Here is a 14,830-nt window from a genome sequence, read left to right as displayed (position 1 = left end):
TGCGCATCGCCGTCCTTGAAATGTCCGGAATGCCTTACTTCGTCTGCGTCGGCCACGGACAGTAGCAACCGACCGCCAGCGTATGGGTCGCATTGACCGGACGATCATCACTCAACGCTTGCAGGATCGGTTCGATAAAGCTGTTGCTGGAGTTGCACGTCAGGCCTTCGCTGTAGGGGCCGAAGTACGCCAGTCGGCCGCTGCGATCCCAGATCGCCACGGCCGGGCTCGCGGGAATCTGTTCGGAGCCGGGCAGCACCGCGATGGTCTTGAGGTTGCTGAGGGTGGCGGGCAACTGGCCGTGGCTGCCGGCCTTCTGCACCGCAAAGAACTCCACGCCCTTGGGGCCGAACTGTTCGACCATCTCGGTCAGGTGCTGCTGATTGCCGACGTTGCACGGGCAGGCCGGGTCCCAGAAGTGCACCAGACGGATATTGCCGGGGCCGGCGAGGTCGTCGGGCAGACGCAGCGGATCGCCGGAAAACACCGCGGTATGTTCGCTGAAGGCCCGCAGATAGCGGCCCTGAAACCAGTCGTACGCGGCCCACAGCACGCCGGCACACACGATGGCGAGCAGGCTGGCAAACAGTGCGGTGCGGTAGGGCGAACGCATGGCTTTGGATCCTCAAGAGCGCGCTAGCTTGCCATGCTTGCTCCTACAGATGAATATCGCAGGCCGATAAAGTCCGTTTAACGTATTGGAATTGCCCATGTCTGCTGCCTTCGATCCCGATCATCTGCGTGCGAGCCTCAAGCCTCTGGCCGAGTGGCAGCCGTTGTCCGAGGAGGCGAAGGCGTATCAGCGGTTCTACAAGACCGACTTTCCGGAGCGCGATGTCTGGCGCGGCATGGGCCGGTTCGACATCGATGGCTATGAGCTCGTAAGCCATTGCTGGTGGCCGGCGCAAACGGCCAGGGCCACGCTGTTTCTGGTGCACGGGTTTTATGACCACACCGGTCTTTACCGGCATGTGATCGAATGGGCGCTGGATCAGGGTTTTGCGGTGATTGCCTGCGATTTGCCGGGGCATGGCCTGTCGAGCGGGCCGCGTGCGAGCATCCGCGATTTCTCGGAATATCAGGATGCGCTGCAAGGCCTGTTCGCCGAGGCGCGCTCGATTGCGTTGCCGCAGCCGTGGCACTTGTGCGGGCAAAGCACCGGTGGGGCGATCATTGTCGATCACGTGCTCAATCATGGTGAAAACAGCCCGGCCCAGGGGCAGCTGATTCTGTTGGCGCCGTTGGTGCGTCCGCGTGCCTGGGGTTGGTCGCAGTTCAGTTATTACCTGTTGCGCCCCTTCGTCCGGGGCATCGCCCGGCGTTTCAGCGAGAACTCCAACGACCCGGACTTCCTGCCGTTCCTGCAGGCCGATCCGTTGCAGCCGAAACGCTTGCCGACCGCGTGGGTCGGGGCGTTGTCGCGCTGGATCAAACGGGTGGAATACGCGAAGAAGAGCCCGCGTCGGCCGCTGATCGTTCAGGGCCAGGCAGACATGACCGTGGACTGGCAGCACAACCTGCAAGTATTGAAGTGGAAATTCGACCGGCCGCAGATTCTGTTGCTGGCCGAGGCGCGGCATCACCTGGCCAATGAGACGGCGGAAATGCGCGAGGAGTATTTCGAGTTCTTGAGCAAGCGGATCAAGGGCCGCAACCCCTAGTGATCCTGATGGCCCTTTCGCGAGCAAGCCCGCTCCCACATTTAACCGTATTCATCCAGCATCAACTCGGTCGAATGTGGGAGCGGGCTTGCTCGCGAAGGCGGTCTGTCAGGCCGTAAAGATTACTGGCTGAGGTTCGAGGTGCTTTGCCCCACGGCCAGCCCGGCGCGGATCGCTGCCAGCGCGGCCTGATAGTAGGCCTTGCCTTCGGTGGATTCGGCAAAGGTCGCGAACTCTTCCAGCTCTTCATCCGACAGGTCGCGATAGACGTACAGCAGCGTGTTGTTCAGGTCGGCGCCGATCTGATCCATCAGGCGCTGACGTTGACCGTTCAACATGCCCTGGGCCTGACCGCCACCGAGCAGGCCGGGAATCATCGAGCTCAAACTGTCCGCCGCCACGCCGGCAATCGCCAGGCTGACTTCGGCACCGGCTTCACGGGCGGGCAGGGCCTGGGCGAGGTGGCCGATGATCAGCAGGCGACTGTCGCTGGCCGGCATCTTCGGCAGGCCCTTGGCGTTTTTCGCCAATTGATCGCGACGGGTCGCCAACAGTTCGGCGGCGACGATCTTCTTGCCCAGCGGTGACTGAAAGAACGACAGGGCCGGCTGCGGATCGGCGAGGTTCTTGCGCAGTTGCGCTTCGGCGCGCCGGTCCACGGCCTGGGGCGCGAAGCGCTGATTGCTGTTGTTCACCAGCGCCTGAAACACCGCCGGCGGCAGGCTGCTCTGGTAACGCTGCTGCGCGGCACTCAGGGCGTCGTTGAAATGCGCGCGTTGTTCTGGCCAGCCGGCGACCTTGTACAACTGGTCGTGGCCGTCCGCCCAGGCGGGCAAAACGCAGAACATCAACAGTGAAAAAAGCAAACGGCGCATAGGGACTCCTGTCGGCAGCGGACTATTCTCCGTGCGGTGCCAGTACTTGTCGAGAATTCGTATCAAGCCGCCGCGTGGCTCTGTCGGAATTCTTGCCGCAGGCATACTATGCGCGCCATGCAAATATCCTCTGAACACCCGCTGCTGTTACGTATCGTCGACGACCTGGCCGAGCGTGGCTGGTCGCAGCAGAACATATTCCTGCCTGCGGATCTGACCCGCGCGCTGGCCGCCGAGTGCCGTAAACGTGAGGCCGAAGGTGAACTGGCACCGGCGGGCGTCGGACGCGGGCCGTTTTCGGAGGTCCGCGAGGGCATTCGCGGCGACCATATCCAATGGATCGATCCTGGTCAGGCCGAGGCCAGCGACCGTTATCTGAACCTGATGGACAGCCTGCGCGAGGCGCTCAATCGGGGACTGTTCCTGGGTCTGGAAGACTTCGAATGCCATTTCGCCCTGTACCCGCCGGGTGCGTTCTATCGCAAGCATGTCGATCGCTTTCGCGATGATGATCGGCGCATGGTCTCGGCGGTGATCTACCTCAATGACGGCTGGCTGCCGGAAGACGGCGGGCAGTTGCGCATGTATCTGGAGAATGATCGCGTCCATGACGTGCAACCAACGGGCGGTTGTCTGGTGGTGTTTCTCTCCGGCGAAGTCCCTCACGAAGTGTTGCCAGCCAACCGTGAGCGGCTGTCGCTGACAGGCTGGTTCCGCCGCCGTGGCAACGAGCCGTTCTGAGATGCACAGGATTCTGGTCAGTCGCTGCCTGCTGGGCCATCGCGTGCGTTACGACGGTGGGGCCAGCGGGCCGTTCGATCTGCTGGAACAGTGGATCAGCGAAGGCCGGGTAGTGCCGCTTTGCCCGGAAGTCGCCGGTGGTTTGCCGACGCCACGGGCAGCGGCAGAAATTCCGGGCGGGCAGGGCAGCGAAGTGCTGGACGGGCTCGCCTCGGTGATCACCACCGAGGGCGAAGTCGTCAGTGCGCAGTTTCTCGACGGTGCGCGGCAGGCGCTGGCGTTGGTGCAAAAGCACGGGATTCGGGTGGCGGTGCTCAAGGCCAACAGCCCTTCGTGCGGCAATCTGCTGACCTATGACGGGACGTTCAGTGGGGTGAAGGTCAGCGGTGAGGGCGTCACCGCCGCGTTGCTCAAGCGTCATGGCGTGCAGGTCTTCAGCGAACTGGAACTGCCCGAAGCCGCACAGGCCCTCAGCTTGCTCGACTAGTCACGATCACTTCAGTTTTCCGCAGCCGGCACACTCAACCACTTCTTCGACAACGCCTCCAACCGCCCATCCGCCTTGATCCGCTGCAAGGCATTCTCCAGACTCGCGTGAAACGCCGGGTTGCCCTTCTGAAACGGAATCGCCAGATCCACCGGCGGGCCGACCTTCGGCTTTTCTTCCGTCAGCGCCTGCACCAGCACCAGCGGCCGAGGCTGCTCGTCCTTTTTCGCCAGCAATTGTGCATTGACCTGCGTGTAAGGCTGGCTCACGTCGAAACGATCCTTGAGTTCCGGGGTCAGTGCTATGTGGTTGAGCGCGACGTCGTACTTGCCGCTTTCAACGCCCTGGAGCAGATCGGCTTCGTCCGTGACGATGAAGTCGGCGCGTACATCCAGCTCGTTGGCCAGCAGTTGCCCAAGCTCGACCTCGAACCCCGTGAGTGTGTCACCATCCTTGAAATTGAAGGGCGGTGTATTAGCCTCCAGGGCTATGCGCAACTCGCCACGGTCGTTGACGTCATCAATCAGTTCGGCGTGAGCCAGAGGGCTCAGAAGGGGTAGCAGGCAGATCAGGCCAGGCAGTAAACGCATGGTCACTCCTTTGAAATCATTGTCGCGGCCTGTTTTCCAGGCTCGCTTTGCTATGGTTGTCGAGTGCCTTCGACAACGAATGGTCATGAAGTTGTCATGACCGTGCCGATTTTACGGAAAAACTGGAGAAGAAAATGAAAAGCTTTATGTCACGTGCAGCGTTGGCCGGTGTGCTGATGGGTGTTTCGGTACTGGCCAGTGCGGCCACACCGGCACCGAAGGGCGCCGAAGTGTTCATCGTTTCTCCCGAGGACGGAGCCACGGTTCCGCAGACCTTCACGGTCAAGTTCGGTGTAAAGGACATCGCGCTGGCACCGGCCGGTGACGTCACCAAGAATACTGGTCATCACCATCTGCTGATCGATGCCAAGGAAATCGTGCCGGCCGGTTCCGTCGTGCCGACCGACGCCAACCACATGCACTTCGGCAAGGCGCAGACCCAGGCCGAGATCAAACTCGCACCGGGCAAGCACACCTTGCAACTGGAGCTGGGTGACAGCGGCCACATGGCCTTCGATCCGCCGATCGTGTCGAAGAAAATCACCGTCAACGTCAAATGACGTCTTCGCGTGCATGAAAAAGGGAGCCCCGAGGGGCTCCCTTTTTTTGTCGCTCAGCGCCGGATCAGAACAGCACGCGGCTACGGATGGTGCCGTTGACGTGTTGCAGCTTCTCTTGCGCCAGCTCCGAGTACTCGGCGTCGACGTCGATCACCACGTAACCGACCTTCTCGTTGGTCTGCAGGAACTGACCGGAGATGTTGATGCCGTTTTCGGCGAAGACCTTGTTGATCTCGCTCATCACACCCGGGATGTTCTCGTGGATGTGCAGCAGGCGGTGCTTGCCAGGGTGAGCCGGCAGGGCCACTTCCGGGAAGTTCACGGACGATACCGACGTACCGTTGTCGCTGTACTTGACCAGTTTCTCTGCCACTTCCAGACCGATGTTGGCCTGCGCTTCAGCGGTGGAACCGCCGATGTGCGGGGTCAGGATCACGTTGTCCAGGCCACGCAGCGGGCTTTCGAATTCTTCATCGTTGGAGCGCGGCTCGACCGGGAACACGTCGATGGCGGCGCCGATCAGGTGCTTGTCCTTGATCGCAGCGGCCAGGTGATCCAGCTCGACCACGGTGCCGCGTGCAGCGTTGATCAGGATGCCGCCCTTCTTGATGGCGCGGATTTCCTTCTCGCCGATCATCCACTGGGTCGCAGCGGTTTCCGGGACGTGCAGGGTGACGATGTCGGACATGCCCAGCAGCTCGTGCAGGTTGCCGACCTGGGTCGCGTTGCCCAGGGGCAGCTTGGTCACGGTGTCGTAGAAGAACACCTGCATGCCCAGACCTTCGGCCAGGACCGACAGCTGAGTACCGATCGAGCCATAGCCGACGATGCCCAGTTTCTTGCCACGGATCTCGAAGGAGTTGGCTGCGGACTTGATCCAGCCGCCACGGTGGCAGGAAGCGTTTTTCTCAGGGATGCCGCGCAGCAGCAGGATCGCTTCGGCCAGCACCAGCTCGGCCACGGAGCGGGTGTTGGAGTACGGCGCGTTGAACACGGCGATGCCGCGCTCGCGGGCGGCACTCAGGTCGACCTGGTTGGTGCCGATGCAGAAACAGCCGACTGCCACCAGCTTCTTCGCGTGATCGAAGATTTCTTCGGTCAGTTGGGTGCGCGAGCGAATGCCGATGAAGTGAGCGTCAGCGATCTTTTCCTTGAGCTGGTCTTCCGGCAGGGAGCCAGTCAGGTATTCGATGCTGGTGTAGCCCGCCGCCTTGAGGACGTCGACAGCCGATTGGTGGACGCCTTCGAGAAGAAGGAACTTGATCTTGCTCTTATCGAGAGAAGTCTTGCTCATCTGCGTAAACCTGTATCCCGGAGAAAAATGGCAGGAAATGGTCAACAGACATTGACCTGGACGACAAGAAAGCCGTCACCGCAGAACCGGCCTTGGGCACTGGCCTGCGGGGTCGGTATGCTAGCATAGCCGCCCCGCTAAACACTCATTCCTGCGACGTGAAGCGTTCTCAGGATGACCATGAATTGTTCGAGAGTTCCGTCGATGACCAATCCTGTCCTGATTGATGAACTGAAGACCCTGGTCGAGCCTGGCAAGGTCCTGACCGATGCCGACTCCCTGAACGCTTACGGCAAGGACTGGACCAAACACTTCGCCCCGGCGCCCAGCGCCATCGTGTTCCCCAAGACCATCGAACAGGTGCAGGCCGTCGTCCGCTGGGCCAACGAACATAAAGTGGCGCTGGTGCCGTCGGGCGGGCGCACCGGGCTTTCCGCCGCGGCCGTGGCCGCCAATGGCGAAGTGGTGGTGTCGTTCGACTACATGAACCAGATTCTCGACATCAACCTCACCGACCGTACCGCTGTGTGCCAGCCGGGCGTGGTCACCGAGCAACTGCAGAATGCTGCCGAAGAACATGACCTGTACTACCCGGTCGACTTCGCTTCGGCTGGTTCGAGTCAGATTGGCGGCAATATCGGCACCAATGCCGGCGGGATCAAGGTCATTCGCTACGGCATGACCCGCAATTGGGTCGCAGGCATGAAAGTGGTGACGGGCAAGGGCGATGTGCTGGAGCTCAACAAAGACCTGATCAAGAACGCCACCGGTTATGACCTGCGACAGCTGTTCATCGGCGCCGAAGGCACCCTCGGTTTCGTGGTCGAAGCCACCATGCGCCTGGATCGTGCGCCGAAAAACCTGACCGCAATGGTCCTCGGCACCGCCGATTTCGATTCGATCATGCCGGTGCTGCACGCCTTTCAGGGCAAACTCGACCTGACCGCGTTCGAATTCTTCTCCGACAACGCCCTGGCCAAGGTCATGGGCCGTGGCGATGTCCCGGCCCCGTTCGAGACCGATTGCCCGTTCTACGCCTTGCTGGAATTCGAGGCGACCACCGAAGAAGTGGCCAACAGCGCCCTGGAAACCTTCGAGCATTGCGTGGAACAGGGCTGGGTACTGGACGGCGTGATGAGCCAGAGCGAAACCCAGTTGCAGAACCTGTGGAAGTTGCGCGAGTACATCTCCGAAACCATCTCCCACTGGACGCCGTACAAGAACGATATCTCGGTGACCGTCTCGAAAGTTCCGGCATTCCTGCGGGAAATCGACGCGATCGTCGGCGAACACTATCCGGACTTCGAAATCGTCTGGTTCGGTCACATCGGCGACGGCAACCTGCACCTGAACATCCTCAAACCGGACAACCTGAGCAAGGACGAGTTTTTTGCCAAGTGCGCCACCGTCAACAAGTGGGTGTTCGAAACCGTCGAGAAGTACAACGGTTCGATTTCTGCCGAACACGGCGTGGGCATGACCAAGCGCGACTACTTGACCTACAGCCGCTCGCCGGTGGAAATCGAATACATGAAAGCGGTCAAGGCGGTGTTCGACCCGAACGGCATCATGAACCCGGGCAAGATTTTCGCGGTTTGATTGGCAATCCCTGATGAATCAATGAAGGCAGGAGTCGGTAATGAGCTATCAGCACCAGTATGTCGACGGTACGCGGATTCATTTTCCGCTGGGGAAAGTGGTGTGCATCGGCCGTAACTACGCCGAACACGCCAAGGAACTGGACAACCCGGTCCCTACCGAGCCGCTGCTGTTCATCAAGCCGGGCAGTTGCGTGGTGCCGCTGGAAGGCGGTTTCAGCATTCCCACCGAGCGTGGCTCCGTGCATTACGAAGCGGAAATCGCTGTATTGATCGGCAAGCCCCTGTCGACCAAACCGAGTCGTGAAGAAGTGCTGGACGCCATCTCCGGTTTTGCTCCGGCACTGGACCTGACCCTGCGCGACAAGCAGGCCGAACTCAAGTCCAAGGGCCTGCCGTGGGAAATCGCCAAGTCGTTCGACGGCGCGGCGGTCATTGCACCGTTCGTGGTTGGCAGCACATTCCCTGACCTGACCGACATCGGCATCCGCCTGACCATCAATGGCGAAGTGCGCCAGGACGGCAACAGCAGCGCGATGCTCAACCCGATCGTACCGATGATCCAGCACATGGCCGGCTGCTTCTCGCTGCAGGCCGGTGATGTGATCCTGACCGGCACGCCAGTGGGCGTGGGGCCGCTGAACGTCGGCGATGACATTGTGCTGGAACTGCCGGGCGCAAGCCGATTCACCAGCAGCGTGCGCTGACTGCAACACTTGGAAAAAACTGTGGGAGCAGGCTCGCTCCCACAGTTGTTTTGTGTTGCGGCTCTCAAAGGCATAAGGCAATCCCGCCATTTGCCGTTTTTTTCACATTTTGTCCGGATAATTCCGGTCATCCTGGCGTCTGAGCCGGCCTCCTTGTGCTATTACCCATAGCCTGAATTTTCGGAACGCGTCCTCTGATGTCATCTCAAACTCCGCTCACCCCTGCCCGTCGTTCACGTTTCGCCCTGCGCTGGTATTACTGGCTGTTGCTGGTGGTCGCTGCCGCTTACGGTCTGGCGCATGCCATGCATTGGGATGACCGGGGCCTGCTGTGGGTGCGCGAGCGCTTCGAATCGCCGGCCGAACGCACGGCGAGTATCTGGCTGCCCGACTATCGCGTGGTGATTGATGCCAAGCTGCTGCCGGGCATGGAAAAGGACGAGGCCTCGGACGTCTCCTACGACTCGCAGAGCAAGACCCTGTTTTCGGTGATGGGCAAGAACCCGTTCCTGGTTGAGCTGACCTTGCAGGGCGACGTGTTGCGCAAGATGCCGCTGGTGGGCTGGAGCAACCCGGAAGGCGTGACCGTACTGGGCAACGGCCTGCTGGCTATCGTCGATGAGCGCGAGCACATTCTGTCCATCGTCAAGGTCGACGCCGCGACCCGCGAATTGAAGCGCGACGATTTCCCGAAATACGACCTCGGCCCGTCAAAGGACCAGAACAAGGCCTTCGAAGCGATTGCCTGGGACCCGCGCAATCACCAGTTGTTGCTGGGCGAAGAGCGTCCACCGGCGTTGTTCATCTGGAAGAGCGACGGCAGCCAGACCCTATCCGGCGACAAGCAGAAGCTGGCGAACGACGAGCTGGACATCCGCAACCTCTCGGCGCTGGCGGTCGATCCGCGTACCGGCCATACCCTGGTGCTGTCCGCTGATTCACACCTGCTGCTGGAGCTGGACGAGAAGGGCGAACAAGTCAGCTTCATGACCCTGCTCGGCGGGTTCAACGGCCTGAAGAAAACCATTCCCCGCGCCGAAGGCGTGACCATGGACGAGCAGGGCACGCTGTACATGGTCAGTGAGCCGAACCTGTTCTATCGCTTCGAAAAGCAGAAATAACCGGTCTGCCGCCGCAAGGTTGTCGTGCGGGGCAAGTGGCCTTTAAGCTTCGATTCAGACAGGCGTGATATTTCATCCGCCTGTTTTGATCCCGAGCACAACCCGCATGCGTCGACTTGCCCGTCCCAAGCCTCTTCTGATCATCCTTTCGGTGATTGCCCTGATCGTATTGATTGCGATCGGCCAATACCTGCGTCTGTTCGAGCGCGCCTGGTTCAACCTGCAAAGTCACTGGCAGCCCCACAGCATTGAAGCGATCAATCTGGATCAGTATCGAGTGGGCATCGAGGCTCGGGTCATCGAGGGGCTGAACGATGACGTCTCCGCGCTGACCTACGATCCGGTGCGCAAGAGCCTGTTCACCGTCACCAACAAGAATGCCGAGCTGATCGAGCTGTCGCTTGAGGGGCGGATACTGCGCCGTATCGCGCTGATCGGTTTCGGCGATGCGGAGGCGGTCGAGTTCATCAGTGCCGACACTTACGTGATCACCGACGAGCGCCAGCAGCGTCTGATCAAGATTCATCTGGAGCACGACACCACGTTCCTCGATGCGGCGGACGCCGAGCAGATGACGCTCGGCGTGCACATGAGCGGCAACAAGGGTTTCGAAGGTCTGGCTTACGACTCAGTGGGCAAGCGTCTGTTCGTGGCCAAGGAGCGCGATCCGATGCTGATCTACGAGGTGCACGGTTTTCCCCACTTCAACCCGGAAAAGTCTTACGCAGTGCATGTGATCAACAACCCCAAGCGTGACGCCGGAATGTTCGTGCGAGACCTGTCGAGCCTGCAATACGACGAGCGCAGCGGTCATCTGCTGGCACTGTCGGACGAGTCACGGCTGATTCTGGAGCTGGATGTGGACGGGCGCCCGTTGAGCACGATGTCGTTGCGCGGTGGCCGGCAAGGACTGAAGAAAACCGTGCCGCAGGCGGAAGGTATCGCGATGGATGACGACGGAGCGTTGTATCTGGTGAGCGAGCCGAATCTGTTTTATGTCTTCAGAAAGCCTGCGCAGAACTGACATTCTTCTTTGAACCCCTGTGGGAGCGGGTAGGCTCCCACAGGATCTTCAGGCTTACTCGGCCTTCAGGGTTTTCACGCCTTCGCTGGTACCCAGCAACAGCAGATCCGCCGGGCGCGCCGCGAACAAGCCGTTGGTGACCACGCCGACGATCGCGTTGATCTGTGCTTCCAGCTCCACCGGGTTGGTGATCTGCAGGTTGTGCACGTCGAGGATGATGTTGCCGTTGTCGGTCAGCACGCCTTCGCGGTAGACCGGGTCGCCGCCCAGTTTCACCAGTTGGCGGGCCACGTGGCTGCGGGCCATCGGGATCACTTCCACCGGCAGCGGGAACGCGCCGAGCACCGGCACCAGTTTGCTGCCGTCGGCGATGCAGATGAAGGTCTTGGCCACGGCCGCGACGATCTTCTCGCGGGTCAGGGCTGCGCCGCCGCCCTTGATCAGGTTCAGGTGCGCGTCGCTTTCGTCGGCGCCGTCGATGTAGAACTCCAGGTCGCTGACCGTGTTCAGCTCATAAACCGGAATGCCGTGGCCCTTGAGGCGCGCAGCGGTGGCTTCGGAACTGGCGACGGCGCCATCGAACGCGCCCTTGTGCTGGGCCAGGGCGTCAATGAAACAGTTGGCGGTGGAGCCGGTGCCGACCCCGACGATGCTCTTGTCGTCGAGTTTCGGAAGGATGAAGTCGACGGCGGCCTGGGCCACGGCCTGTTTGAGTTGATCCTGGGTCATGCGGGCTCCGGAAGCGGGCAAGGTAAGAACGGAAAGGCCGGCATTATAGCCTCAAGCCGGGCTAAAACCTCTGGATTCGTGTGGTCGTGCGCCCGAAAGCCGGGTTAGACTCGTTGGCCCTGCCCAACCCGCTCAGTGATGCTTTCCGATGCTCGAACAGTACGTCAAGAAGATCCTCACCTCGCGCGTTTATGACGTTGCCGTAGAAACCCCGCTGCAGAACGCTCGCCAGCTCTCCGAGCGGCTGGGCAACGACATCTGGCTCAAGCGCGAAGACTTGCAGCCGGTGTTCTCGTTCAAGATTCGCGGCGCCTACAACAAGCTGACCCAGTTGAGCGACGCAGAACGCGCTCGCGGCGTGGTCACCGCGTCGGCGGGCAACCATGCGCAGGGTCTGGCCCTGGCGGCGAAAGTGCTGGGCGTGAAGGCGACTATCGTGATGCCCAAGACCACCCCGGAGATCAAGGTCGAAGGCGTGCGTTCCCGTGGCGGCAAAGTGGTGCTGCACGGCGATTCTTTCCCGGAAGCCCTGGCCTATTCGCTGAAACTGGTCGATGAAAAAGGCTACGTCTACATCCACCCGTACGACGATCCGCACACCATTGCCGGGCAGGGCACCGTGGCGATGGAAATCCTGCGCCAGCACCCGCAGCCACTGGACGCGATTTTCGTCCCGGTGGGCGGCGGCGGCCTGATCGCCGGTATCGCGGCCTACGTGAAATACCTGCGTCCGGACATCAAGGTCATCGGCGTTGAGCCCGACGACTCCAATTGCCTGCAAGCGGCGATGGCGGCGGGCGAGCGCGTCGTGCTGCCGACCGTGGGCATTTTCGCCGACGGCGTGGCGGTGGCGCAGATCGGCCAGCACACGTTCGATATCTGCAAGGATTACGTCGATGAAGTGATCACCGTCAGCACCGACGAAATCTGCGCGGCGATCAAGGACATCTACGACGATACCCGTTCGATCACCGAGCCTGCCGGTGCACTGGGCGTGGCCGGGATCAAGAAGTATGTCGAGCAGCGCGGCGTCAGCGGCAAGACCTTCGTCGCCATCGACTCCGGGGCCAACGTCAACTTCGATCGTTTGCGCCACGTCGCCGAGCGCGCCGAGTTGGGTGAAGGCCGTGAAGCGATCATCGCCGTGACCATCCCCGAGAAGGCCGGCAGCTTCAAGGCCTTCTGCGAAGCCATCGGCAAGCGCCAGATCACCGAATTCAACTACCGCTACAACAATGGCAGCGAAGCGCACATCTTCGTCGGGGTGCAGACCCACCCGGACAACGACCCGCGCAGTGCACTGCTGGCGAGCCTGACCGAACAGGGTTTCCCGGTGCTCGACCTGACCGACAACGAACTGGCCAAGCTGCACATCCGCCACATGGTCGGCGGGCGCGCGGCGCAGGTGGTCGATGAAGTGGTGCTGCGCTTCGAGTTCCCGGAGCGTCCGGGGGCGCTGTTCAACTTCCTCAACAAGCTCGGCGGGCGCTGGAACATCTCGATGTTCCACTACCGCAACCACGGCGCGGCGGACGGTCGTGTGGTCGCCGGTCTGCAAGTGCCTCACGAGGAGCGTCACCTGGTTCCCGCAGCGCTGGCGCAAATCGGCTACCCGTACTGGGACGAAAGCGACAACCCGGCCTATCAGCTGTTTCTTGGCTGAGCGGCTACGCTGATGGGCAGGCCATAAGGAAATTCGACAATGGAAACATTAACTGCCCTGAAAACGGCGCATATGGTCGCCACCGTGGTTTTGCTGGCGAGTGCGTTGGGGCTGGGCGTCTGGGTTTTCCTGACCCGGCGCAAGGGGGATGCGACGGCGGGCAGCCGCACGTTGCAGCGGCCGCGGGTGTTTGTCTGGCTGCTGATGGGGCTGGCGCTGCTGAGCATGCCGTTTACCGGCTGGTGGATGGTGCATCTGGTGGGCTGGCCGTTGGGGCAGACCTGGATTCTGGCCTCCAGCGTTCTGTACACCGTGGCGGCGCTGGCGTGGTTCTGGCTGCTGGTGCGCTTGAACCGCTTGCGCAAGACGCCGGGTGGCGTCGGTCGGTTCAGCTTTGCCCTGGCGCTGTTCAGTTTTGTCTGCTTTGTCGCGATTGCCGGATTGATGGGCGCCAAACCGGTTTGAGGCCCGGCGCCCGGTCTCGGCATCAATCGCGCAGCGAGATGACCGACCAGCCACGCTTCTCGGCTTCGGCCCGCAGGTTCGGGTCCGGATCAACGGCCACCGGATTCATCACCTGCTCCAGCAGCGGCAGATCATTCATCGAGTCGCTGTAGAAGTAGCTGTCTTCCAGCGAATGCCCGGTTTCTTCCAGCCAGCGGTTCAGGCGCGTCACCTTGCCTTCGCGAAAGCACGGCACGTCGGTGCTGCGGCCGGTGTAGCGGCCATCCTGCATCTCGCACTCGGTGGCGATCAGGGTTTCAACGCCCAGGCGCACGGCAATCGGTGCGGTGACGAAGCGGTTGGTGGCGGTGATGATCACCAGTTTGTCGCCGGCATCGCGGTGCTGTTGCAGCAGCTCAAGCGCCTTCGGCAGAACGATCGGCTCGATGCAGTCGCGCATGTAATCGCTGTGCCATTGCTCGAGCACGGCCATGTCGGTGCGGCCGAGGATTTCCAGGCAGAAGTTCAGGTACGCCGCGTTATCCAGTTTGCCCGCCAGGTAATCCTGGTAGAACTCGTCGTTGCGCGCTTTGTAGGCGATCGGGTCGAGGAAGCCGCGTTCACACAGATAGTCGCCCCAGGCGTGATCGCTGTCGCCGCCCAGAAGGGTGTTGTCCAAATCGAATAAAGCCAGGCGCATTGCAGTTACCCGCTGAAAAGTCAGTAAAAAGGCCACAAGAATACGGTCTTTTCACAAGAGTGCACATAAGCTCGGAACCTTCGTTGCCGCCTTCACAAGCTTTGTGGAACAATGCGGCGACATGCGTTTGCGAGGTTGTTGCCGTGATCGACCCCGATGGTTTCCGTCCTAATGTCGGGATCATTCTGACGAATGACGCCGGCCAGGTGCTATGGGCTCGCCGTATCAATCAAGATGCCTGGCAGTTTCCACAAGGGGGAATCAATCCCGAGGAGACGCCGGAAGACGCCTTGTACCGCGAGCTGAACGAAGAAGTGGGCCTGGAACGCGAAGATGTTGAAATTCTCGCCTGTACCCGGGGCTGGTTGCGCTATCGTTTGCCGCAACGTCTGGTGCGAACCCACAGCCAACCGCTGTGCATCGGCCAGAAGCAGAAGTGGTTTCTCCTGCGCCTGATCTCCAACGAGCAGCGGGTGCGGATGGATTTGACCGGTAAACCGGAGTTCGATGGCTGGCGCTGGGTCAGCTATTGGTATCCGTTGGGCCAGGTGGTGACATTCAAGCGCGAAGTGTATCGCCGCGCTCTCAAAGAGCTTGCCCCGCGCCTTTTAGCGCGCGACTGACGACGGAGTTCGA

General features: G+C 61.1%; 17 protein-coding genes. 11 read left to right on the top strand and 6 right to left on the bottom strand.

What is annotated here, in order from left to right; all coding sequences use genetic code 11:
- Positions 1-34: 34 nt before the first annotated feature.
- Positions 35-613 (bottom strand): DUF6436 domain-containing protein, encoded by a 579-nt coding sequence (locus C6Y56_RS27365; protein ID WP_169432358.1) that lies wholly within the window; start codon positions 611-613, stop codon positions 35-37.
- 97 nt (positions 614-710) lie between these two features.
- Between C6Y56_RS27365 and C6Y56_RS27360 the strand changes: the two genes are divergently transcribed.
- Positions 711-1,661 (top strand): alpha/beta hydrolase, encoded by a 951-nt coding sequence (locus C6Y56_RS27360; protein ID WP_169432357.1) that lies wholly within the window; start codon positions 711-713, stop codon positions 1,659-1,661.
- A 122-nt stretch (positions 1,662-1,783) separates the two neighbouring features.
- Here C6Y56_RS27360 and C6Y56_RS27355 read toward each other — a convergent pair whose 3' ends face one another.
- The gene (locus C6Y56_RS27355) at positions 1,784-2,536 is read right to left on the bottom strand and encodes a DUF2059 domain-containing protein (protein ID WP_169432356.1); all 753 of its coding nucleotides are present in this window, start codon (positions 2,534-2,536) and stop codon (positions 1,784-1,786) included.
- A gap of 108 nt (positions 2,537-2,644) precedes the next feature.
- Here C6Y56_RS27355 and C6Y56_RS27350 point away from each other — a divergent pair, with 108 nt between their 5' ends.
- Both C6Y56_RS27350 and C6Y56_RS27345 read left to right on the top strand, forming a co-directional pair.
- Positions 2,645-3,277, top strand: coding sequence for a 2OG-Fe(II) oxygenase (locus C6Y56_RS27350; protein ID WP_169432355.1), 633 nt, complete (start codon positions 2,645-2,647; stop codon positions 3,275-3,277).
- A gap of 1 nt (position 3,278) precedes the next feature.
- A complete protein-coding gene (locus C6Y56_RS27345; RefSeq protein WP_169432354.1) occupies positions 3,279-3,764 on the top strand; it encodes a DUF523 domain-containing protein in 486 nt (161 codons plus the stop codon).
- 11 nt (positions 3,765-3,775) lie between these two features.
- Here the strand turns inward: C6Y56_RS27345 and C6Y56_RS27340 are convergent, their stop codons facing one another.
- Entirely contained in the window at positions 3,776-4,354 is a 579-nt protein-coding gene (locus C6Y56_RS27340; RefSeq protein ID WP_169432353.1) for a transporter substrate-binding domain-containing protein, read from the bottom strand.
- A gap of 134 nt (positions 4,355-4,488) precedes the next feature.
- Here C6Y56_RS27340 and C6Y56_RS27335 point away from each other — a divergent pair, with 134 nt between their 5' ends.
- Complete coding sequence (locus C6Y56_RS27335; RefSeq protein ID WP_169432352.1) at positions 4,489-4,914, top strand: DUF4399 domain-containing protein; 426 nt, start codon at positions 4,489-4,491, stop codon at positions 4,912-4,914.
- A 64-nt stretch (positions 4,915-4,978) separates the two neighbouring features.
- Here C6Y56_RS27335 and serA read toward each other — a convergent pair whose 3' ends face one another.
- A complete protein-coding gene (gene serA / locus C6Y56_RS27330; RefSeq protein WP_169432351.1) occupies positions 4,979-6,208 on the bottom strand; it encodes a phosphoglycerate dehydrogenase in 1,230 nt (409 codons plus the stop codon).
- 204 nt (positions 6,209-6,412) lie between these two features.
- On the opposite strand from serA, the gene C6Y56_RS27325 reads away from it, so the two are divergent.
- The 4 genes from C6Y56_RS27325 to C6Y56_RS27310 all read left to right on the top strand — a co-directional run bounded on the left by C6Y56_RS27325 (position 6,413) and on the right by C6Y56_RS27310 (position 10,658).
- Entirely contained in the window at positions 6,413-7,807 is a 1,395-nt protein-coding gene (locus C6Y56_RS27325) for an FAD-binding oxidoreductase (RefSeq protein WP_169432350.1), read from the top strand.
- A 40-nt stretch (positions 7,808-7,847) separates the two neighbouring features.
- On the top strand, positions 7,848-8,513 hold the full coding sequence (locus C6Y56_RS27320; RefSeq protein WP_169432349.1) for a fumarylacetoacetate hydrolase family protein: 666 nt from the start codon (positions 7,848-7,850) through the stop codon (positions 8,511-8,513).
- A 197-nt stretch (positions 8,514-8,710) separates the two neighbouring features.
- A complete protein-coding gene (locus tag C6Y56_RS27315; RefSeq protein WP_169432348.1) occupies positions 8,711-9,634 on the top strand; it encodes an SdiA-regulated domain-containing protein in 924 nt (307 codons plus the stop codon).
- A gap of 106 nt (positions 9,635-9,740) precedes the next feature.
- Positions 9,741-10,658 carry an SdiA-regulated domain-containing protein gene (locus C6Y56_RS27310; protein WP_169432347.1) on the top strand — a complete coding sequence of 306 codons (918 nt, stop codon included), beginning with the start codon at positions 9,741-9,743 and terminating at the stop codon, positions 10,656-10,658.
- A 54-nt stretch (positions 10,659-10,712) separates the two neighbouring features.
- Here the strand turns inward: C6Y56_RS27310 and rpiA are convergent, their stop codons facing one another.
- The gene (gene rpiA / locus C6Y56_RS27305) at positions 10,713-11,387 is read right to left on the bottom strand and encodes a ribose-5-phosphate isomerase RpiA (RefSeq protein ID WP_169432346.1); all 675 of its coding nucleotides are present in this window, start codon (positions 11,385-11,387) and stop codon (positions 10,713-10,715) included.
- Positions 11,388-11,535: 148 nt separating this feature from the next.
- Between rpiA and ilvA the strand changes: the two genes are divergently transcribed.
- On the top strand, positions 11,536-13,050 hold the full coding sequence (gene ilvA, locus C6Y56_RS27300; RefSeq protein WP_169432345.1) for a threonine ammonia-lyase, biosynthetic: 1,515 nt from the start codon (positions 11,536-11,538) through the stop codon (positions 13,048-13,050).
- 39 nt (positions 13,051-13,089) lie between these two features.
- Positions 13,090-13,515, top strand: coding sequence for a DUF2269 domain-containing protein (locus C6Y56_RS27295; RefSeq protein ID WP_169432344.1), 426 nt, complete (start codon positions 13,090-13,092; stop codon positions 13,513-13,515).
- Between the two features lie 22 nt (positions 13,516-13,537).
- On the opposite strand, the gene C6Y56_RS27290 is transcribed toward C6Y56_RS27295, so the two are convergent.
- Complete coding sequence (locus C6Y56_RS27290) at positions 13,538-14,194, bottom strand: HAD family hydrolase (RefSeq protein ID WP_169432343.1); 657 nt, start codon at positions 14,192-14,194, stop codon at positions 13,538-13,540.
- A 143-nt stretch (positions 14,195-14,337) separates the two neighbouring features.
- On the opposite strand from C6Y56_RS27290, the gene C6Y56_RS27285 reads away from it, so the two are divergent.
- A complete protein-coding gene (locus C6Y56_RS27285) occupies positions 14,338-14,817 on the top strand; it encodes an RNA pyrophosphohydrolase (RefSeq protein ID WP_003229203.1) in 480 nt (159 codons plus the stop codon).
- Positions 14,818-14,830: the final 13 nt, after the last annotated feature.

Source organism: Pseudomonas fluorescens (assembly GCF_012974785.1).
Taxonomy (GTDB): Bacteria; Pseudomonadota; Gammaproteobacteria; order Pseudomonadales; family Pseudomonadaceae; genus Aquipseudomonas; species Aquipseudomonas fluorescens_BT.
This window is presented reverse-complemented; position numbering and strand designations above follow the sequence as displayed.